The organism is Hymenobacter baengnokdamensis (assembly GCF_008728635.1).
GTDB lineage: Bacteria > Bacteroidota > Bacteroidia > Cytophagales > Hymenobacteraceae > Hymenobacter > Hymenobacter baengnokdamensis.
This window is the reverse complement of record NZ_CP044285.1, coordinates 298,931-319,550: the sequence shown is the minus strand read 5'-3', so window position 1 is coordinate 319,550 and position 20,620 is coordinate 298,931. Positions and strand designations below refer to the sequence as shown.

General features: G+C 59.7%; 22 protein-coding genes. 16 read left to right on the top strand and 6 right to left on the bottom strand.

The window, feature by feature from the left end; all coding sequences use genetic code 11:
- Positions 1–119: 119 nt before the first annotated feature.
- The 6 genes from modA to F6X24_RS01245 all read left to right on the top strand — a co-directional run bounded on the left by modA (position 120) and on the right by F6X24_RS01245 (position 4,703).
- Complete coding sequence (modA, locus tag F6X24_RS01270; RefSeq protein WP_229725274.1) at positions 120–887, top strand: molybdate ABC transporter substrate-binding protein; 768 nt, start codon at positions 120–122, stop codon at positions 885–887.
- Between the two features lie 80 nt (positions 888–967).
- Positions 968–1,648: a molybdate ABC transporter permease subunit gene (gene modB / locus F6X24_RS01265; protein ID WP_151085933.1), complete on the top strand. Its 681-nt coding sequence runs from the start codon at positions 968–970 to the stop codon at positions 1,646–1,648.
- A 6-nt stretch (positions 1,649–1,654) separates the two neighbouring features.
- Positions 1,655–2,512, top strand: a complete 858-nt coding sequence (locus F6X24_RS01260) for an ATP-binding cassette domain-containing protein (RefSeq protein ID WP_191906407.1) — start codon at positions 1,655–1,657, stop codon at positions 2,510–2,512.
- Between the two features lie 62 nt (positions 2,513–2,574).
- On the top strand, positions 2,575–3,810 hold the full coding sequence (locus F6X24_RS01255) for an acyl-CoA dehydrogenase family protein (RefSeq protein ID WP_151085929.1): 1,236 nt from the start codon (positions 2,575–2,577) through the stop codon (positions 3,808–3,810).
- 8 nt (positions 3,811–3,818) lie between these two features.
- Complete coding sequence (locus F6X24_RS01250) at positions 3,819–4,175, top strand: hypothetical protein (protein ID WP_151085927.1); 357 nt, start codon at positions 3,819–3,821, stop codon at positions 4,173–4,175.
- A gap of 81 nt (positions 4,176–4,256) precedes the next feature.
- A complete protein-coding gene (locus F6X24_RS01245) occupies positions 4,257–4,703 on the top strand; it encodes a hypothetical protein (protein WP_151085926.1) in 447 nt (148 codons plus the stop codon).
- 89 nt (positions 4,704–4,792) lie between these two features.
- Here F6X24_RS01245 and F6X24_RS01240 read toward each other — a convergent pair whose 3' ends face one another.
- A complete protein-coding gene (locus F6X24_RS01240; RefSeq protein WP_151085924.1) occupies positions 4,793–5,158 on the bottom strand; it encodes a hypothetical protein in 366 nt (121 codons plus the stop codon).
- 149 nt (positions 5,159–5,307) lie between these two features.
- On the opposite strand from F6X24_RS01240, the gene F6X24_RS01235 reads away from it, so the two are divergent.
- The 7 genes from F6X24_RS01235 (at position 5,308) to queG (ending at position 10,647) form a co-directional block, all read left to right on the top strand.
- Positions 5,308–5,646: a hypothetical protein gene (locus F6X24_RS01235; RefSeq protein ID WP_151085922.1), complete on the top strand. Its 339-nt coding sequence runs from the start codon at positions 5,308–5,310 to the stop codon at positions 5,644–5,646.
- A gap of 104 nt (positions 5,647–5,750) precedes the next feature.
- Positions 5,751–6,095 (top strand): HIRAN domain-containing protein, encoded by a 345-nt coding sequence (locus F6X24_RS01230; protein WP_151085920.1) that lies wholly within the window; start codon positions 5,751–5,753, stop codon positions 6,093–6,095.
- A 196-nt stretch (positions 6,096–6,291) separates the two neighbouring features.
- Complete coding sequence (locus tag F6X24_RS01225; protein WP_151085918.1) at positions 6,292–7,272, top strand: alpha/beta fold hydrolase; 981 nt, start codon at positions 6,292–6,294, stop codon at positions 7,270–7,272.
- On the top strand, positions 7,269–7,796 hold the full coding sequence (locus F6X24_RS01220) for an RNA polymerase sigma factor (protein WP_151085916.1): 528 nt from the start codon (positions 7,269–7,271) through the stop codon (positions 7,794–7,796). The genes F6X24_RS01225 and F6X24_RS01220 overlap by 4 nt, the downstream gene beginning before the upstream one ends.
- Positions 7,797–7,808: 12 nt before the next feature.
- Positions 7,809–8,429: a hypothetical protein gene (locus tag F6X24_RS01215; RefSeq protein WP_151085914.1), complete on the top strand. Its 621-nt coding sequence runs from the start codon at positions 7,809–7,811 to the stop codon at positions 8,427–8,429.
- Positions 8,430–8,540: 111 nt separating this feature from the next.
- Complete coding sequence (gene ruvB / locus F6X24_RS01210; protein WP_151085912.1) at positions 8,541–9,593, top strand: Holliday junction branch migration DNA helicase RuvB; 1,053 nt, start codon at positions 8,541–8,543, stop codon at positions 9,591–9,593.
- 103 nt (positions 9,594–9,696) lie between these two features.
- The gene (gene queG / locus F6X24_RS01205) at positions 9,697–10,647 is read left to right on the top strand and encodes a tRNA epoxyqueuosine(34) reductase QueG (protein WP_151085911.1); all 951 of its coding nucleotides are present in this window, start codon (positions 9,697–9,699) and stop codon (positions 10,645–10,647) included.
- Here queG and F6X24_RS01200 read toward each other — a convergent pair.
- The 3 genes from F6X24_RS01200 to F6X24_RS01190 all read right to left on the bottom strand — a co-directional run bounded on the left by F6X24_RS01200 (position 10,644) and on the right by F6X24_RS01190 (position 13,242).
- A complete protein-coding gene (locus F6X24_RS01200) occupies positions 10,644–10,853 on the bottom strand; it encodes a hypothetical protein (RefSeq protein WP_151085909.1) in 210 nt (69 codons plus the stop codon). The genes queG and F6X24_RS01200 overlap by 4 nt on opposite strands.
- A 544-nt stretch (positions 10,854–11,397) precedes the next feature.
- Positions 11,398–12,444: a ferritin-like domain-containing protein gene (locus tag F6X24_RS01195; protein WP_151085907.1), complete on the bottom strand. Its 1,047-nt coding sequence runs from the start codon at positions 12,442–12,444 to the stop codon at positions 11,398–11,400.
- Positions 12,445–12,489: 45 nt separating this feature from the next.
- Complete coding sequence (locus F6X24_RS01190) at positions 12,490–13,242, bottom strand: ferritin-like domain-containing protein (protein WP_151085905.1); 753 nt, start codon at positions 13,240–13,242, stop codon at positions 12,490–12,492.
- 916 nt (positions 13,243–14,158) lie between these two features.
- On the opposite strand from F6X24_RS01190, the gene F6X24_RS01185 reads away from it, so the two are divergent.
- Together F6X24_RS01185 and aroC are read left to right on the top strand one after the other, a co-directional pair.
- A complete protein-coding gene (locus tag F6X24_RS01185) occupies positions 14,159–15,640 on the top strand; it encodes a BatD family protein (RefSeq protein WP_191906406.1) in 1,482 nt (493 codons plus the stop codon).
- Positions 15,641–15,750: 110 nt separating this feature from the next.
- Entirely contained in the window at positions 15,751–16,830 is a 1,080-nt protein-coding gene (gene aroC, locus F6X24_RS01180) for a chorismate synthase (protein WP_151085901.1), read from the top strand.
- A 111-nt stretch (positions 16,831–16,941) separates the two neighbouring features.
- Here aroC and F6X24_RS01175 read toward each other — a convergent pair whose 3' ends face one another.
- On the bottom strand, positions 16,942–18,690 hold the full coding sequence (locus F6X24_RS01175; RefSeq protein ID WP_151085899.1) for an insecticidal delta-endotoxin Cry8Ea1 family protein: 1,749 nt from the start codon (positions 18,688–18,690) through the stop codon (positions 16,942–16,944).
- Between the two features lie 304 nt (positions 18,691–18,994).
- Here F6X24_RS01175 and F6X24_RS01170 point away from each other — a divergent pair, with 304 nt between their 5' ends.
- Positions 18,995–19,597, top strand: coding sequence for a NifU family protein (locus F6X24_RS01170; RefSeq protein ID WP_151085898.1), 603 nt, complete (start codon positions 18,995–18,997; stop codon positions 19,595–19,597).
- Positions 19,598–19,679: 82 nt separating this feature from the next.
- Here the strand turns inward: F6X24_RS01170 and F6X24_RS01165 are convergent, their stop codons facing one another.
- Positions 19,680–20,600, bottom strand: a complete 921-nt coding sequence (locus F6X24_RS01165) for a DUF5777 family beta-barrel protein (protein ID WP_151085896.1) — start codon at positions 20,598–20,600, stop codon at positions 19,680–19,682.
- Between the last annotated feature and the right edge of the window lie 20 nt (positions 20,601–20,620).

Here is a 20,620-nt window from a genome sequence, read left to right as displayed (position 1 = left end):
ATCAGCAGAAAAGCCTGGCGGCCCCGCTGCCAGGCTTTTTCATGCTCAAAACCTTGGGTTAGGCAGGGTTGTATCTTTGCATATATAACGGTGGCATCCCGTTGCTCTGCTTGCTTATTATGTTCCGAATTCTGCTTGCGTTTCTGCTGCTGAGCAGCTGGCTGCCTACGCGGGCGGCCCCGTTGGGTCCGGCCGGCCCCGCGCCCATTACCATCGCCGCCGCCGCCGACCTCAAGTACGTGCTCGACTCGCTGGTGACGATTTTCAACCGCCAGCATCCGGCCAGTCCGGCAACGGTGGTCTATGGCTCATCGGGGAAGTTCTACGAGCAGCTTAGCCACGGCGCGCCGTTCGATATTTTTTTCTCAGCCGATGGCGACTACCCGCTACGCCTCCAGCAGCAGGGCCTTACGGCGGGGGCACCGCAGCTCTATGCGCAGGGCCGCCTGGTGCTGTGGAGCAAGAAGCTGAACCCCAGTCTCAAAGGCATGAATACCCTGCTCGACCCGCAGGTGCGGCACATTGCCATTGCCAACCCCGCCCACGCGCCCTATGGCCAGCGCGCCGAAGAAGCCCTGCGTTACTACCAGCTCTACAACCAGGTAAAATCGCGCCTGGTAATGGGCGAAAACATTGCCCAGACGGCCCAGTACGCCGCTACCGGCGCGGCCGAAGTGGGCCTGCTGGCCTACTCGCTGGCACTTAGCCCCGAGCTGCGCCGGGCGGGTCGGTTTTACCTTATTCCAACGGCGGCTCATGCGCCCTTGCAGCAGCGCTATGTGGTGTTGAAGCGTGCCAGGACCAATACCACGGCCACCGCTTTTGCCGCCTTCATGGCTACGCCCGTAGCTCGGCAGGCATTGCACAAGTACGGGTTTATTCTGTAACTAATAGCAGGCTACCGGCTGCCGCCAGGCTCATAATAGCGCCTGGAATTTTGTTAATAAGCTAACTATCAGTAGTTAAAATGCCCCTCGATTACTGGCAAACCCTGCGGCTAACCCTGGCGCTGGCGGCGTGTACCACGCTGCTGCTGCTGGTAGTGGGCTTGCCGCTGGCCTACGCGCTGGCCCGCTCGCGCAGCCGGCTGCGGCCGCTGGTAGAGGCGGTGGTGAGTTTGCCGCTGGTGCTGCCGCCCACCGTTATCGGGTTTTACCTGCTGCTGGCGTTCAGCGACAGCACGGCTCTGGGTCGCTTTTTGATTGGTCGGCTGGGCATGAGCTTGAATTTTACCTTCGGCGGCATATTGATAGGCTCTTTAGTATATAGCCTGCCCTTTATGGTTCAGCCCTTGCAGGCGGGGTTTCAGCAGCTGCCGGGCTCACTCACGGAGGCGGCCTATACGCTCGGTAAGTCGCGGCTTACTACCCTGTGGCGCGTGCTGCTACCCAATATGAAGCCCGCCCTGCTCAACGGCGTCGTGCTCACCTTTGCCCACACGCTGGGCGAGTTTGGGGTGGTGCTGATGATAGGCGGGAGCCTGCCCGGCCGTACGCGCGTGGCGTCCATTGCCATCTACGACGAGGTACAGAGCCTGCACTACGCCCAGGCCAATGCCTACGCGCTTACGCTGCTGGCGGTAGCTTTCGTTATTCTGGTAGCACTGTACTGGTTTACCAAAAAAGATGCGGCCCGCCGCCTCGCCTGATTGCCCGTGATTGACTTTCACCTCACCAAAGCCTTGCATACTGCTGCCGGCCCGCGCACGCTCGACGTGCGCCTGACCCTGGCTCCGGGCGAGCTGCTGGCCATTAGTGGGCCCTCTGGGGCGGGCAAAACGACGCTGCTGCGCCTGTTGGCAGGCCTCAGCCGGCCCGACAGCGGCTTTCTGCAAGTCGATGGCCAGGAGTGGTACAGCCACGAGCGCAAGCACTGGCTACCGCCGCAGCGTCGGCCCCTGGGCTTTGTATTTCAGGATTATGCGCTGTTTCCGAATATGACGGTGCGCGAAAACCTGGCCTTCGCTGCCACCGGCCAGCCCCACCCGCGCCAGCTCGTGGCCGGGCTGCTCAGTTTGCTGGAGCTGCATGAGCTGGCCGAGCGCCGCCCGGTTGCTTTGTCGGGCGGGCAGCAGCAGCGCGTGGCGCTGGCCCGCGCTCTGGCCCGCCGCCCGCGCCTGTTGCTGCTCGACGAGCCCCTGGCGGCCCTGGATGGGCCCAGCCGCCAGCGCCTGCAGCAGGCCCTGGCCGACATACACCGCGAGTTCAACCTCACTACGCTGCTTATCAGCCACGACCCTGCCGAGATTGCCCGGCTGGCTCACCGCGTGGTGGAGCTCGACCTGGGCCGGGTGCGGCGCGTGAGTGCCCCTGAGCCACCAGCCGGGCCGCCGGCCGGGGCGCTGGTGCAGGGCAGGGTAGAGGCCGTGCTGCCGGGTGGCTTGCTGCGCGTGCGCCTGGCCGGCAGCACGGCGCTGGTTGAGGTACCCGCACCCGTGGGCTCTACCCCGGTGCCCGGCGATGAGCTGGCGCTGATGCTGGCCGTAGTATCGGTGCCGCAGCTGGCTTGCTAGAACTACCCGGCGCGATTCGCCGCCTGGCTATCTTTGTCTGAAACCTCTCAGCCCACCCGCCCATGTCTTCCATTGCCGACGTTCTCTCGCCCGAAGCTAAAGCCCACACTGCCCAAAAGGGCAGCACCAACGCCAACGGCTTCACCGACTATTTCGACCTCGACGGCCTGCTCACCGAGGAGAATATCCTCGTGCGGCAGAGCATCCGCGACTTCGTTAAAAAGGAGATTTCGCCCAACATTGAGAAGTGGGCGCAGCAGGCACATTTCCCGTCGGAAATCGTGCGCAAGTTTGGCGAGGTGGGTGCCTTCGGCCCCACTATTCCGCAGGAATATGGCGGCGGTGGGCTCGACTACATCAGCTACGGCCTCATTATGCAGGAGATTGAGCGCGGCGACTCGGGCATGCGCTCAACGGCTTCGGTGCAGGGCTCGCTGGTGATGTTTCCCATCTACGCTTACGGCTCGGAGGAGCAGCGCCGCAAATTCCTGCCCAGGCTGGCCAGCGGCGAATGGCTGGGCTGCTTCGGACTTACCGAGCCCGACCACGGCTCGAACCCCGGTGGCATGACTACCAACATCAAGGACGCCGGCGACCACTATATTTTGAACGGGGCCAAGCTCTGGATATCAAACTCGCCCGAGTGCCAGGTGGCCGTGGTGTGGGCCAAAAACGAGCAGGGTCGCATCAAGGGCGTGCTCGTGGAGCGCGGTATGGAAGGCTTTACCACCCCCGAAATTCACAACAAGTGGAGCCTGCGCGCCAGCATTACCGGCGAGCTGGTGTTTGACAACGTTCGGATTCCCAAGGAGAATATCCTGCCCAACGTGGAGGGCCTGAAAGGCCCGCTGAGCTGCCTCGACTCGGCCCGCTTCGGCATTGCCTGGGGTGCCATCGGCGCGGCCATCGACTGCTACGAGTCGGCCCTGAAATACTCGCTTCAGCGCGAGCAGTTCGGCAAGCCCATCGCCAGCTTTCAGCTTCAGCAAAAGAAATTGGCCGAGATGATTACCGAAATCACGAAGGCCCAGCTGCTGGCCTGGCGCCTCGGCGTGCTCAAAAATGAAGGCCGCGCCACCAGCGCTCAAATCTCGATGGCCAAGCGCAACTCGGTCGAGATGGCCCTGCACGTAGCCCGCGAAGCCCGCCAGATTCACGGCGGCATGGGCATCACGGGCGAGTACCCCATCATGCGCCACATGATGAACCTGGAATCGGTAGTGACCTATGAGGGCACGCACGATATCCATCTGCTCATTACGGGCGCAGACATTACGGGTATTCAGGCGTTTAAGTAGGGAGTGCCATGGAGTTGGAATTGGTTGACTATCTTATTCGAGAACATTCGGATAAGCTTGTCTGGCCGAATATGTCAACGATTCGGGCCTTTCTGGACTTTGAGAAGCTGGCAGCCATACAGGATAAGTCTGTTCGGGAGCGGATGCGGGCCGATATGATACGTGCTGGTTGGTTGTCGAGCGGTGCGGTAGAAGCATTGGCTCTATGTGAAGATGGAACGTCGGCTGTTCGCGAGCACATTGCGCAAAAAATATACGACGAGCATGGCGGTGATGCACTACTCAACAAGTGCCCTCGCTGCCACCGCCTGGCCCGCACCGCTCAAGCTGAGCAATGTCGTTATTGCGGGAGCAATTGGCATTAATGCGACGCTAATATGGGCCTCGATACAGTAGAGTTAATATACAGCCTCGAACGCTATTTCGGAGTTGAAATACCAGACGCAGTGTCCGAAAAGCTCTACACGGTAGGCGACGTAGCCACGTGGTTCAGCCAACAGCTAGGGGTAGCGGGGCAGCGATACTCGGCGGTGCGGGCCGACGTAGCTGCGCAGCTGCTGGCCGAGCTACCGGCCGCCACCGCCGAAGCCATGCCGCTTCGAGAGGCGCTGCCCGATGCACAGGCGCTTAAATCGTATCGGTACGCACTGCGCAATCGCTACGGGCTAGTGCTGCCGCCGCTGGCAGCCCCGCCTACTTTCTCCGCTTCACCAGCGTTGTGGGAAGTGCTGACCGGCCGGCAGCTTCCCAAGACGCCCTACTGGCACACCCAAACCCTGACCGAGCTAATCGACTGGACAATAGCGGCCAACTACGAGAAGCTGCTAGTGCCGCCGCTAGGTAGCTACTATGAGGTGGAGCAAGCCGTTATCGGCATTACAAGCTATTCCTAGGGGGTGCCGGTTGAGGAAATACGCTTGGAAAGTAGCTTCGTCAACGACCTGGGTATGGATTAGCGCACCGGGCGGCTAGGGCACTGCCCTTAACGCCGCTCCAGCAGATACACCGTTTCGGTGGTGGCCCCCACGCCTACGGTACTTTGGGCCACACTTACCACGCGCCAGCCGTGCGCAGCTAGCTCATTGACTTTCAAGAGCTCGGCCCGATGCAGCGCCACGCCGGCGGCCGTGCTGTTGCGCTCGGTGCCCACCTTAATGGAGGTAAGGCGCTGCACCTGCTCCTGGCCGTCGGGCTGGATGGTGGTAATCTCCGGTACGTACGACTCGGTGCCGGGCCGGCCGCTGCCTATTACCATCAGGTAGCCGGTCGGCGCGACGCTGCCGGGATAAGAAGCCCAGGAGGCAGCCGCAACCAGCCCTAGGGCAGCAAGAGTGAGGTATTTATTCATGAAGTAAAGATGAATAATAAATCGGTGGGAAAGCTCAAGTGCTCGCAGCAGGGATTAGGACTGCTGAGCTAACCTAATGGCAGAAAGCTAACTAGCTGCGCTATCTGTGCGTATAGCTAAGCACACCTCACCCATTTATTTCCTGTATTATGACGACTGAGCCCGAAGACCAGCACCACGAAAACGCTGCCAGCCGCCGCGCCGAGCACCGCGAGCACGACAAAGAAGCCTACCGCCAACAAGGCGACGACATGCGCCAGGGTGGCCCCGACCCCGACCTGGCCCACCGCCTGCGCACCCGCTCGGGCGATGGCAATTTTGACCCCAACGTGCAGGCCGAAGACGGCACCAGCAACGGCATAGCGGCCCACATCAGCAGCAGCGGCCAGGGCGCCAGCCGGCGCGGCCACGATACCGAGCAAAACAGTAACAAAGCCCCCGACCGCCTCGACCAGCGCAACGTGGAAGGCGGCGATTTGAAGGATTAGAAATTTGCTATATGTTAACTTAAAAAGCCCGTCGCGCTCAGCGCGACGGGCTTTTTAAGGCTGGGTTTTCGCGGCTTTACCTGCTCGGGCCGTAATTTGCCCGCATGAAGCCCGCTACGCCCCTCGTTTTGCTGGAATGCCTGGTTGCCGGCACTTCCCATCGCCCCGAATTACCCAAGCAGGAAAAGTCGCTCAAAGTCGGCCAAACGCTTCGCCTCGAGCGCGAAGCCGACAGTAAGTATGACGACTGGGCGGTGAAAGTCCACTCGGGCGCGGCCGATGACAAAGCCGCCATCTGGCTAGGGTACCTACCCGAAATTCGCAACGAAACCGTGGCCCGTCTGCTCGACGCCGGCTACCCGCTCACCGCGCGCCTGGCCCACAAGGCCTGGGAAGATGACTGGCTCCACCTGGAAATTGAAGTGCTGTGGGCCGATAAGGCGAAATAAGACAGGACTTTGTTTTAAGTAGAGGAAGTTGCTTCTGCCTTATTAAGCGGTAGGCAATGGCGACACCATGCCAGGGTGTATTATTTTTTTTGCGCAAAGCTGTAAGAAAATACTGTGAGGAGAAACTAAGTGACTAGAAACGGCTCCGGAACCGCTCGCTCTCACGCAGTCTCTCACCTATTTTTCTTCGCTTATCATGCCTAATTCTTTTGCCTGGCTGGCCTATGCCTGCTTGGCCCTGCGCCCGCTTCCGCATTCCTTCAACCTGCAGCCTGCTGCGGTTCGTCAGCCAACCAGCCAGCTCTCGGCTCCGGAGAGCCATGCGTCGTTTCGGGTGCGGGTGGTGGGGCAGGGGCGGCCCTTACTGCTGCTAGCCGGCCTGGGCTGCTCGGGCACCGTATGGGACCAGACCTTGGCCCGCTATGCCAGGCGCTACCAGTGCCACGTGGTGTCGCTGGCCGGGTTTGCGGGGCAAGCCCCGGTGGCAGGGCCGCTACTGGCTACCGCCCGGCAAGAACTGCTAGCCTATGTGGCACAGCAACGGCTGCATCGGCCAGCGCTGCTAGGCCATAGCCTGGGAGGCTTTCTGGCCCTGGAGCTGGCTACCGCCGCTCCTACGCAGTTTAGCCAGGTTATTGTGCTGGATGCGCTGCCTTTCGGTGCTGCCGCTGCTCAGCCCCAGCTCACCGAGGCGCAGGTGCGCCAGGCTACACCAAGTCCGGCAGCGCTGGGGCAGCAGTTTGCCAGCTTGCCAGCCGCGCAATTTGCGCAGTTGCAGCGCCAGCTGCTAATCCCCGCCGTAGCCGACACGGCCCGCCTGCGCCAGCTGCTGGCCGAGCGCCTATCCTCCGACCCCGCCGCGCTGGGCAGGGCCACCGCCGAAATGCTGCAAACCGACCTGCGCCCGCAGCTGCCCCGCCTCGCTATACCCGTGCTGGTGCTGGGCAGCGACGCCACCGCCCGCCTGCTGCTGCAAAAGCCCACTGCTAGTGCCGCCGAGTGCCGCCAAGCCTACGCCGCCCAGTATGCTGCCGTGCCGCACCTGACGCTTGAAATGCACCCCACGGCCCGCCACTTCCTGCAGTATGATGCGCCCGAGTGGTACTTTCAGCAGCTCGACCACGTGCTGAACGCGCCTGTGGCTAGCCTCAGTCAGCATCCTGCCCGGCCCCAATGAGCACCGCTGCTTCCACCCTGGAGCAGCAGTTTGCGGCCCTGGTGGCCGACAACCACGACCGGCTCCGCCGTATTTGCCGGGCCTACCTGCCCCAAGACCCTGCTGCGGCCCAAGACCTGTACCAGGATATCCTGGTGCAGCTCTGGACGCACCTGCCCGGCTACCGGGGCGAGGCCCAACTCAGCACCTGGGTCTACCGCGTGGCCGTGAATACGGCGCTGCTCTTCAAGCGCCGCGAGCAGCGCCGCCCCGCCGGCCCCCCGGCCGATGCCCTGGCCGAGCGCCTGCCCGCCGACTCGGGCGAGGCGTCCCGCACTCGGCAAGCGCTGCTCGACCAGCTTCACCACTGCATTGTCCTGCTGCCCGACCCCGACCGTCTGCTGGTGTCGCTGCTCCTCGAAGATGCTTCTTATCAACAAATTGCCGACGTGCTAGGCCTCAGCGTGAGCAACGTAGGCGTGCGCCTCAATCGTCTTAAAAAGAAACTTGCCGCCTGCGTAATGCCCGCGTTGGCTGCTGATTAACCTCTCTGCCTTATGGATTTTTCTGACTTACAGCAAAGCTGGCAGCAGCAGTCCGGCCCGCTGCCTGCTACTAGTGTCCCGGCCGCCACAGCCTCGCTACTGGCCGAAGCTGAGCGCCTGCATCGCTTTGGCCGGCGGCGCAACTGGCTGGCCACTGGCTTGTTGCTGCTATCGTTAGGCGGATTTGTGGTGTCGCGGCTGCTCACGTCAGGGCCGCCCGTCCTTACTCAGCTTTGGGGCCTGCTGTTGCTGGCCGGCACGCTCCTGGGGTTTATCGGGGGCATGTGGTGGGGCACTACCCTGCGGCAGGCGGCCCAGCCGGGCCTCGCTAGCCAGGCCTACGTGCAGGCTTCGCTCCGGGTCTTTCGGTTTCGGCGCGCTATTTTCCGGTGGCTGGCGGTGCCTTACGTACTGCTGGTAGGGGTAGGGGGCTTGCTGCTATACTGGCCTCGCTTTCACGTGCATGAGCTGGCCGACAGCTGGAAAATAGCCCTGTGGCTGGCGGTTTTTGGGGGCATTGGGCTGGTATGCCGCCATTTCGGCCTGCGGCGCTACGAGCGCGAGTTTGGGCCGGCCGAGCAGGAGCTGCACCACTGGGCCACTGCGTGGCTGGAGGAGGGCGCTACCCGCTAGTAGCTAATTGAATTAGTAAGTCGGCTCGGCCACTAGTATTTTTTGCTAAAATTCGGCACTATGACCCGGCGCAATGTGTTATCTTTCGACACGCAAACTATAGCCTATCCCATGCGCGAAGCCTTTCTAACTGGCGGCACCGACCACTTCGATACCACCGATAAGGACATCGACAAAGCCCTGCGCCCGCTCAGCTTCGATGACTTTACGGGCCAGGATAAAATCCTGGAAAACCTGAAAGTCTTCGTAGCTGCGGCCAAGCAGCGCGGCGATGCCCTCGACCACGTGCTGCTGCACGGCCCGCCCGGCCTGGGCAAAACCACGCTCTCGCACATCATTGCCAATGAGCTGGGTGCCGGCATCAAAATGACCAGCGGCCCGGTGCTCGACAAGCCCAGCGACCTTGCCGGCCTGCTCACCAACCTGGAGCCGCACGACGTGCTGTTTATCGACGAGATTCACCGCCTCAATCCGGTGGTGGAAGAATATCTGTATTCGGCGATGGAAGACTACCGCATCGACATCATGCTCGACTCGGGCCCCAATGCCCGCTCGGTACAGATTTCGCTGTCGCCCTTCACGCTCATCGGCGCTACCACGCGCTCGGGTATGCTCACGGCCCCGCTGCGGGCCCGCTTTGGTATCTCGGCCCGCTTGGAGTATTATGACTCTAAGCTGCTGACTACCATTGTGAAGCGCTCAGCCGAAATTCTGGGTACCCCCATCCACGAAGATGCGGCCTTTGAGATTGCCCGCCGCTCACGCGGTACGCCCCGCATTGCCAACAACCTGCTGCGCCGCACCCGCGACTTTGCCCAAATAAAGGGCACTGGCATCATTACGGTCGATATCGCCCAGTTTGCCCTCAATGCGCTCGATGTGGATGCCCGCGGCCTCGACGATATGGACAAGCGTATTCTTACCACCATCATCGACAAGTTCAAGGGTGGCCCGGTGGGTATCAGCACCATCGCCACGGCCTGTGGCGAAGAGGGCGAAACCATTGAGGAAGTGTACGAGCCCTTTCTCATTCAGGAAGGCTACATCAAGCGCACGGCGCGGGGCCGCGAGGCTACTGAAGCTGCCTACCAGCATCTGGGGCGCCTATTGCCCCAGCATCTGCGCGGCAATTCGGGCGACTTATTCGCCGAGATTACATCGTAAAAGGTGTAGCGCAGACGCTGTGAGTCCGCGCGTGGTATCATTGAACAATGTTCTCACGCGCGAACTCGCAGCGTCAATGCTACAGCTCACTTGCCCAAAAGCTATGTTACTGCACGCCGAATGGACACCCTACATCAAGCGCCGGGCGGCTGAGTTGGGCTTCATGGCCTGCGGAATTTCCAGGGCTGAGTTTCTGGAAGAAGAAGCCCCGCGCCTCGAAAACTGGCTTAAGAAGGGCATGCAGGGAAAAATGAGCTACATGGAAAACCACTTCGATAAGCGCCTCGACCCGCGCCTGCTCGTGGATGGCGCTAAATCGGTGATTTCCTTACTGCTCAACTATTACCCGCCGGCCGAAGCCCAACAGCCGCCCGAAACGCTGCAAATCAGTAAGTACGCTTATGGGCGTGACTATCACTTTGTCATCAAAGACAAGCTGAAAACCTTGCTGGCCGATATGCAGGCCAACATTGGCGAAATCAGCGGGCGCTGCTTCGTCGATTCGGCGCCGGTGCTCGATAAGGCCTGGGCCAAAAAAGGCGGCCTGGGCTGGGTCGGCAAAAATGCTAACCTTATCACGCCGGGCGCAGGCTCGTTCTATTTCATTGCCGAGTTGATTGTGGACGTGGAGCTGGACTACGACGGGGCCATTCGCGACTACTGCGGCACCTGTACCAAGTGCCTTGATGCCTGCCCCACGCAGGCCATCACCGAGCCCTACGTGGTCGATGGCAGCAAGTGCATCAGCTACTTTACCATTGAGCTGAAAGACCAGCTGATTCCACAACATATGGCCGGGCAATTCGGCAACTGGGTATTTGGGTGCGATATCTGCCAGGATGTGTGCCCCTGGAACCGCTTTTCAAAGGCCACGCAGGAGCCCCAGTTTCAGCCCCGACCCGAACTGAATAAACTGTCAGTCACTGACTGGCAGGAAATTACCCACGAAGTTTTTCAGGAGCTGTTTCGCCAATCGCCGCTCAAGCGCACGGGCTACGAGGGGTTGAAGCGCAACATTCGGTTCGTTACTGACCCCAGCCAGCCGCAGAGCTAAGCCGCCAGCTTGGGCAGCGTGCTGTACTGGGTAAAAACCCGCTTTAACACCCGGCGGTAGAGGCGGGCAAACTTCTCGTAGCACCACGTTTTGAAGGCCGGCAGCTCATCGGGCAAAATTTGCCGCAGCGCCTTGCGCAGCTCTTTCTCAAAAAGGATTTTGCTGAAGCTGACTTTAAGCAAAATCGTTTTTACGTAATCTAACATAGCGGGTGGGAATAAGAGAGGTAAGTAGGTAGGTGCGCGCTATACGGAAAAAAGGCCGATAAGGCTTCAAAAGCGCCTTTGGCCACTTTTAAAGTGGGTGTTTTTCCGGATGCCAATAGTAAGTTACTAAGTTTTTATTGATTTTTCCTTCAACGTAGCCTGCCCAAGAACAAGCTTATCGAATAACAATTATCCGGACAAATGGCTGCTTGCTAATAAGCTTAAAACCAATTGCAGGAAAAGTTGGCGCAGCCTCGGGAAGCGTATACGCAGGGGTAACTGGTAATCCATAACTCTGTTTCGTTGGGTTCCTGGCGCGATTCCCAGGTAGATATACAGCTTAGCGCCGTTTCCAAATGCGCGAATGAAGAGCGGGCTGCCGGTTTTTAGCCGGCTGTCCGCTCTTCGGGCGTCCAAAATCGGGCGATTAACGAGCGGGCTGCCGGCCCAAAAGCCGGCAGCCCGCCAGTACAGCCACTCTTCTACCTAAAAAGAGGGCTTGCCATTGCTGGCAAGCCCTCTTTTTAGGTAGGTATTCAACCGACTATTGGTCGAAAAACTTGCTGGTAGTAGTAGCAAACGTTTTGGCGATAGTTACTACGGTAGCCATATCCAAGGGCTCATCAAAAGCCTCCGAGTATGAAAGTGCCGGGAAGCCCGAAGTAGCTGTTAGCGTAGACGACGACAAGGCAACACCGCCCTGCGTGATATTATCCTCACCGGGGTAGTTGGTTGGGTCGGCGCCGGGGCCGTAGATAGGAGCTGTTACGGAAGGAACTGCTCCACCACCGTCTTTACCCGATACCCAGCTCTTTGGCGAAGCCGAACGGTCGGCTTCTGAGTTGGGGTTGGTAGGGGCAACGCTGGAAGCGGCATTGTTCGTAACGCCACCGCGACGCATAGTGCGCAGGCGGGAAGCATGACGAGCCTCTACCGAGTGAATGTTGAGCGCCGTCGTCAATACGTTCGGGTTGCTCATCAGGGCAGTAGCGCCGCCTTTATAGGCCCGTACGCCTGTGTCTTCGAGCGATTGAGCTACTCCCAGGAAAACGGCCGGGTTGCTGAATACGAAGCTAGCGCCGCTGAAAGGACCTGCACCCGTGCCTTTGCCACCGGTAAAGTCAAAGTCGGCCGTTACACCCGGCAGGACCAGCGTGGAGCTGGGAGCGTTGATAGGAGTGCCGCCCAGTGCTTTAATCGTAGCAATGAGGTCGTTGACGTGGTTATTCTCGTCGACCCGGATAAGGTCGAGCGAAGAAAGGTTGGTAGCGCTGTACTGGCCGCGCAGTGCCGACTGGGTAGCGCTGGTGCCGGTGTTGGAGCTGGTAGTACCAATACCCAGGTTGTAGAAGGTAGTTTCCAGATACTCCAGCTTCAGGGCGTAGTTCAGCACCTGCAGCACCGTAGCTGCCGTGGAAGTCTGGGCGTAGGCTTTATTGAAGATAGCCCCCAGCGCAAGTGGCAACGCGGCAGCCGACAGGGTACGGCCCAGGCCGCCCATATTTTTGAATACCGAACGGCGAGAATCTAGACGCTCGTAAACTTCCGGGTCAACTTTCTCGATTTCGGAAAGGATATGAAAAAAATTCATGGCAATAGTGGATAGGAAGATGAGGAATTAGGACGGAGCTGCCGATTAGCCGAGGCCGGAAACATCGAGTTTCGAGCCATCAGCCAGGTAGGTATTGGCCGTAGCTACTACTACCGAAGGCAGTTTGGAATACTCCGTGCTCAATGGGCTCAGACCGTTGTTATTGTTGTTGCCACTCAGATTGATAACATCGCCTCCGACGAAGTTGCCTTCCTGCACAAGGTCACGGATAAGGGCTGCATGCCGAGCTTCAACCGAAACAATCTTACCGGCGATAACCAAGTAGGCCGGCGTGGTGATAAACTTGCCCGCCCCGTTATAGGCGGCCACGCCCAGGTCCTCAAAAGCCTGCGCAGCGCCAAGTACCGAGCTTTTCGACGTGAAGTCAATCTTCGAGAAGTCGGGCGTCAGGGCCTTGATAGGCGTAGCGCCGGCGCCGGTAATGGCGGCCTTGAAGAAATCACGGTGAATTACCTCGTGGTAGTAGAGGTCGTCCAGAATCTGCTTTTCGGCAGCGTTGGCGTTCGTGTAGTACGAGCCGGTGCGAACCTGCGTGTAGAAGGCCGCCTCAAGCTGCTCGAGGGCGTAGGCATAGTTAAGTACTCCTACGTCGCCGCTCCCGACACTTACCGTGCCCGGCGAGGAGTCACTCTTGCTGCAGCCAGCCAAAACCAGGGCAGTGGCACCGGCGGTAGCGCCAGCATACATAAAGAAGGAGCGCCGCTTGATGGGCGTGTACAGCGGCTTATCAAGGTCGGGCCCCTGTAGCGCTGGACCGGAGGAAATGATGTTGGACATAAAAAAGGAAAAGGAAAAAAGAGAAACTAAAGTGACTACTCAAACTACCTGGCCAAGCTATGTATAGCAATAGTCCAACCCCGTTTTTGGGCTTGCTGATAGCCCTTTACGGCCCTGACCGGTTAAGGATATGTGGGCGGCAGGTTTTTATTGCCCCGGACTAGACAGTCTTTTCGGTGTAAGTGCTTTGCCAACAGGCGGGTTATTAAAAATAAGTCGGATAAAAAAATCTAAAAATAAAGCCGCATAGCAGACTTGCTTTAATGGCAGAATAATAAGACTTTTTGAATGTTTACTTTACCTATAATAAGTCATTGCAGCCTTTTTGCCGGAACGCTGCCCACTAATGCGCGTCGCCCAAACTTGGCTTCCACATCAATCTACGCTGAGGTAGCCGGGGCGGATTCCCAAGAGGGAATTTAGAGGGCCGAAAAACCAGGCAAACGCACGTAAGCCGGCTTACCGGGCGTGGGGCTTTGCCGGGTAAGCCGCGTCGATACAACCGGGTTTTGTCAGTAGCTGCCTCGCGATAATATGCAAGTTGACAGCGCGTTGACCAGCGCGTGGTTGCGTTAAGCCCAGGAGTGAGCACCTCCGCCAGACGGGTTTTCGCGCCGGCCGATTATGTAGTGATTTATTATTACGGCAAGCCGATTCAATGCCTGCCAATGCTGCGGGCAGGCCGGGGCGGGCCAGCCCACAGCAGCAAAACGGCCAGTCTGCAAAGACTGGCCGTTTTCATAATATATAAAAATTTATTAATATTATAGCGCTCCCTGCCGGAGTAGACTGTTAGAATAACGTACGTTTATGGCTTTGGTAAAAATAGCATAGCGAAAAAAGCTGACTCGCCCGGAGGAAAGAAGCACGGACACGTACGAGCTTCGCAGATGGCCTGGATTTTCATTCTATTAAATTGATAGCGCGACGAGCAATACTGGTTGGAGCTGCCTGGTGGCTATGGCTGGCCTGGTGGCTGCTGAGCAGCCGGGCTTTGCAGGCCCAGCCGGCAGCGCGGCCCCCCGGCGAAGCCGTACTCCTGCCGGTGCCCGCTGCGATTTCGCTGGCTGGCCCGTTAAAGCTGGCCTTCCGGCTGCGGGGTGCTCCGCTGGTCAGCCATTCGGATTTTCCCGAAATCGAAGGGTTTCGCAAGGGCGGGCAGGCCACCACTACGGCTACGCAATTGCTGCCCGGCGGGGGCCACCGCACCGAGCTCACCGTGGAGCAGCGCTACCTGCCCTATACCGAAGGCGACTACGTGGTGCCGCCTTTCTCCCTGACCGTGAATGGCCAGGTGCTGCCCAGCCCCGGCGGCCGGGTACGGGTGGGCCCTGCCCTGCCGGCGCCCGATGTCGGGGCAGCCCCACCCGGTACGGGCGTAGGCTCGCTCGACCAGCTGCTGGGCAAGCCCAAGCCGAAGTACTTCTACGAGCCGCCCGATGATGCTTCCCTGGTGCTGGAGGCCGACCACGAGCGTGTATTTGTGGGGCAGGGCGTGCGGGTGAGTCTGTATTTTTACCTCCGGCCGGCCGACCAGGCGCTGCTTAATTTCTACGATTTTAACAATCAGCTTACTGAGCTACTGCGGCAGCTGCGCCAGCCTACTACCTGGGAGGTGCCCGTGGCTGACCCCTCCGTGCTGCCTGACAGCGTGCGCCGCGCCAATGGGCAGGTGTACCTGCGCTTCCGGCTGGCGGCCGGCACCTACTACCCGCTTACCCCGCAGAGCCTGCAGTTTCCGGCGCTGAGCCTCACGCTCACGAAGTTCAAATTACTAAAAAAGCCGCAGCCCGGCGAAAATGAGCGTTTGGCTATGTACAAGACCTACGTGGCACCGGTGCTGCGCGTAGCTGTGCGCCCACTGCCCGCCCCAGGTGGCGCAATAGTCGGCGACTACGTGCTGCACGAGGGTATCAGCAGTACGCGTTTTCGCACCGGGGAAGCCTTCACGTACACCTTTGGCGTGGAAGGGAGCGGCAATGCGGCGGCCCTGCTGCCCCCTACACTGCGCCCACGGAGCGGCCTGGAAGTATATGGTCCCGATATTCGGGATAATACGCTGCCGGATGGGCGAATCCAGAAAAGCTTTCGCTATCGGTTGGTGACGCAGCGCCCCGGCGCCCTGGCCCTCGACAGCCTGCTTCAGCTGCCATTTTTCAATCCGCGCACGGCTCGCTACGACACCTTGCGCCCGCAGCTAAAGCTGGTGATAAGCGGCGGTGAACGCTTGCTGCCCACCGCCCGCCCCGTTGACGACCCGTTTTATGGTCCGGCAATGCTGCGGGCCGATACCCAGCTGCAGCCCCTGGGGGTATACAAGCAAGTGGGCCGGTACGCGGCCCTATTAGTCGTACTGCTGCTGGCAGTGGCAGTGGTAGGGTGGTGGCGGGCGGGGTAACTTTGCCAGCCAGGTTATCAGCTATCCGCTATCAGTTGCCAGGCAAATGAGCTACCTCTTTTTGTTAGCAGCTGACGATTATGACCTAACAACTTCGCAGCTCACGCTTCATGTCCAATACTTTCGGAACGCTTTTTCGCATTACCACCTTCGGCGAGTCGCATGGAGTGGGAATTGGGGTTATTATCGATGGCTGCCCGGCCGGGCTGGCGCTCGACCCGGCCACTATTCAGCGGGCGCTGGACCGCCGCCGGCCGGGGCAGTCGGCCCTTACAACGCCGCGCCAGGAGGCCGACCGCGTGCAGGTGCAGTCGGGAGTGTTTGAGGGCGTTACTACCGGCACGCCCATCAGCCTGTTTATTGCCAATGCCGACCAGCGCTCCGACGACTACTCGCACATTGCCGGGGCCTACCGCCCCAGCCACGCCGACTACACCTACGACGCTAAGTATGGCCGGCGCGACCACCGCGGCGGCGGCCGCAGCTCGGCCCGCGAAACGGCCGCCCGCGTAGCCGCCGGGGCCGTGGCCGCTCAGCTGCTGGCTGCTTTTGGCATATCGGTGCAGGCCTATGTTTCGGCGGTGGGCGAGGTAGAAGTACCCAAAGGCTACGAAGAGCTGGACCTAAGCCTGACCGACAGCAACCCCGTGCGCTGCCCCGACCCCGCCACGGCAGCGCTGATGGAAGCGCGCATCCGGGCGGCCCAGGCGGCCCGCGATACGGTAGGGGGCGTCGTCACGGGCGTTGCCACGGGCCTGCCGCCCGGCCTGGGCGAGCCCGTATTCGATAAGCTGCCCGCCGTGCTGGGGCACGCGCTGCTCAGCATCAATGCCGTGAAGGGCTTCGAGTTTGGCTCTGGCTTTGCAGGCACCAGGCTGCCCGGCTCGGCCCACAACGACCAGTTTTATACCGATGAGGCCGGCCGCGTGCGCACGCGCACCAACCACAGCGGCGGCAGCCAGGGCGGTATCAGCAATGGGCAGGATGTTTTTTTTCGGGTGGCTTTCAAGCCGGTCGCTACCATCCTGCAAACCCAGCAAACTATCAACCAGCAGGGGGAGGTAGTGGAGCTGGCCGGCCGGGGCCGCCACGATGCCTGCGTACTGCCCCGCGCTGTGCCCATCGTGGAGGCCATGACCCAGCTCGTGCTGGCCGACCTGCTGCTGCGCGCCCGCGCCAACCAGCTGTAGGCGAAGGTGAACAGCAGCACTAAATTCAGTAGCGTATATCCAAAAAACAAGCCCCATCCGGAGCATCCGGGCGGGGCTTGCAGGCCTTAAGGTGAGGGCAAACCGGCTACCCTACGCCAGCTCGGTATATTGCCAGTGCAGCGTGAGGCCGTTGAGGTTACTGGCCCCCTGGTAGCCCGAAATGTAGCCCAGATGGGCGTTGAGGGCAGTGGGCGGGTCGGCGCTCCAGAAGTTGCCCTCGTCGAGGCCGCCTCCAAGGCCGTACACGCGGCCCTGGTTGGTTTCAAACCAGAGCCCGTTCATGCGGTACGACGACCGGCCGTAGACCGACACAATCTCTTCATCGGGCTGCAGCTCGAATACATTGCGGTTGCCGCCGCCGCCGCCGTGCAGAGCGGTGGGGGTGCCGTCGTAGCACAATTGCATGCCATCTATCCACAGCCCCGCGTGAATAACGATGGCCGTGATGCGCTTGCCGGCCTGGCTCTCGTCGGTGAACGCGACGCCCTCCTTGCTGCCGTAAGTGCCCATAGCCAGGGTCTTGCGCTGGGTGGTCGGCTGCTCGGTGCGGTTGGGGTGCAGGTATTTCCAGGTGCGCGAAGGCGCCAGCAGCACATCCAGCTCGGCCCCGAACTGCGCCGTTACCTGCTCGATGCGGTTTTGCAGCACCACCTGCATCCGCTGCCGGGCATTGGGTGTGCCGTCGCCGCTGGTAGTGCGGTACATGCTGGCACCCCAGCCGTCGTAACTGTCGGAGGCAAAATAAGTGTATTTGCTATTGCCCAGGCCAATGGTTTTGTCTTCCTCGCGCCAGCCTATCTTTTTTAGCCGCCACTCCAGGGCCCGCTGCCGGCTCAGGGTGCAGGCCGCCGTGTAGTCGGCAAAGGCAGTATCGAACTGCGCCAGGTGGTCGGCCGCGTCGGGGTCGGGTATGCCGTAGATGTACTGGTAGCGTACGCACTGCTCGCGCAGGGTGCCCAAGGCCAGGCTCCCCACCGATACCAGGTAGGTAAGGCGCTTTTCAGGGTGCTGGGCGTTGATAACGTCGTGCTTAAGATTATTTACCTCCCGCAGCATGCCCGTGAAATACTCGCTTTTCTGCTTGGTAGTGGCAGAGGTTTTTTCGTAAATCACCGCATTGTCGTGAAAGCCGTTGAGCTTGTTTTGAATCTGCAGCAGGTTGTTTTCCTCGATGAGCTCCTTTACCAGCGTCTCCACGTAGTTGCGCATCTGGTCAAATACCGTGCTCTGGCCCTTGGGCCACAGAAAGCCAATGAGCCCCTTCAGCCCCGAGCCCACTTCGGGCACGGCCCCGGCCATGCTGATGACCGTATCGCGCAGTCGCTCCGAGTTCACTTCCGGCACAAAGGGCAGCGCTTCGGCGTGGCTGTAGTCGGCGCCCGAGAGCACGGGCCGAAAGTGCTGGTTGGCGGCCCTGGCGGGCGGCGTCTGGTCGTACTGAATAACCACGGCCTTGTCGTCTTGCGAGGCCATCATCACGTCCAGCATCTTGCCACTCACCGAGCAGCGGATGTAGTAGTAGCCCGGCCCGCCATAAATGAACTTGAAGCGCTGGTTGCCGTTGCTGTCATCCCCGTTGCGGGTCCAGAAGCACAGCACGTCGCCGCTGTGCTGGGCGCTGCCCCCCACATCCAGCACCAGATTGTGCCCGTGCACCTGAATCAGGTACTCGCGAAAGCCTACCTGGTGAAAGACAAACTGCTGGCTCTGGGGCAGGGCCGGGTCAAAGGTTTGCTGCTGCAGCTTGGCTCCGCGGGCAATGTTGCTGATGCCCAGTACTTTGCCGCTGTGCTGCACAAAGAGGTTGTAGGGCTTGCCAGGTTCGGGAATAAACGCCATACGAGGAAAATAGGAATTGGAGGTGAGGAATAAATGCGCTGCAAGGTACGCGGCTATTCTTCACAGTCTTATCGCATATTGATGTGATAAAATAGGGTAATGCGGTTTTTTTCCAGCAGGCCGGCCACCAGGGCCACCGCAGCCGTTACCTTAACTGCCGGCCCTACCTTTGCAACCTCCGTGGGCCCTGCGCTGTTGTAAGCGCCGAAAGGCCCTGACGACTATGGCCGCGGGGCCGCCGGCCCGCTGTTAGTTCGCCCCGCCGTCAGAAATCACCCTTATCTGCCACCTTAGTCTTCCCGTCATGTCTGCTGTTTCTATCTACGCCGAGGCGTCGCCCAATCCTGAGAGCATGAAATTCGTGCTCAACTCTACCTTGCTGCCCGATGGCGTGAGTGTAGACTATCCCAACCTGGAGGCGGCGGCCAACTCGCCCATCGCCCAGGAGCTGTTTGGCTTCGATTACGTAGGCCGCGTATTTATTGCCCAAAACTTCGTAACCATCACCAAAACGCAGCCCGCGCTGGGCTGGACCAGCATTATCCCGGAGCTGCGCCAGTTTATCAAGAGCTATGTGGAGGCCGGTGGGCAGCTCTTTATAGTAGACCCCGCGGCTGAGCAAAAAGCTGCCCAGGCTGCCTCCGCCGGCGACCCTACGCAGCAGGATGGCTTTACGAGCCAGAAAATCATCGACCTACTCGACAACTACGTGCGCCCCGCTGTGGAGCAGGATGGCGGCAACATCACCTTCAAAAGCTACCACGACGGCATCGTGACCGTAAACCTGCAGGGCTCGTGCTCGGGCTGCCCCTCGGCTACGGTTACCCTCAAGTCGGGCATCGAAAACCTGCTCAAGCGCATGGTGCCCGAAGTACGTGAGGTAGTAGCCGAAGGAGTGCTAGTATAGTATTTTTTGAATATAAAAAAAAGGGGCGTCCGGCTTAATTAATAGCCGGACGCCCCTTTTTATAAGCTACTGCACCCCAAGGCTACATCTTGTGGCGCCGCTGCTTCACCGTAAAGTTGCGGTTGATGTTAAAGCCGAAATAAATGCCTCCCTTGAAGAAGTTGTCGTTCGTTTCGCCGATAAACTGCTTTTCAATCATGCCCTGCGCGTTGGTCAGCATCAGCTGAAAGATGTGGCCGCCGGTTTCAATATCTACACCCAGGGCCAGCGAGTTCTGGAAGTGGTCTCTGGTGTATTGGTCAAAGTTGTAGTAGTATTCGGCGTTGAGCGAGAAGCGCTTGGTAAGCTTGTAGCGGCCCCCAACTCCCAGCGCGTAGATGTCATTTTTCGGGCCTTCATTCATCACCAGGTTGCGGTGAATGAGCGTTGGCATAAACTGCAGCGAAAAATCGGTGCTGAACTTACGGGCAATCAGGGCCTGGTAGCTATACGTTGAGCGCAGGCTGAACGTGTGGTCGATATTATCGTCGTAATGCAGGGTAGTAACAGCCGAAGAGGCAAACAGCGTTACCGAAACCGGCATTGCATGGGCCCCGGTGCTCTGCCGCAGCGCGCGGAGCTTTACGAACCCATCGACGGTTTTATCGAGGGTCGAACGCCCTAAGCCAATCTCCAGGCGGTCGTTGATAGCGTACTCCAGGGCCAGGCGCATCTTGGCCTGGTCGAGGCCGTAAAAATTATAGGCTCCGCTGTTTAACGGCCCGATGCGGTGCTCAATCAGAAATACGAGGGTGCCTTCGCCGGGCGTTTGCACGGTATGGCCATTGATAAGCCGGGTGCTTTTAAAGGTAGCATCTACCAGCTCGTTGGGAGCATCTTTTTTGCTTTCGGCATCGAGCTGTCCCAGCAGGTCGCCCTGCGCGTGAGCCGCCGGCGCGGCCCAGACTGCCAGCAGCAGGCTCAGCAGGGAAACGCGGCTGAAAAGTGTAAGGAGTTGCTTCATAAAATAGTGACTACTTAAAA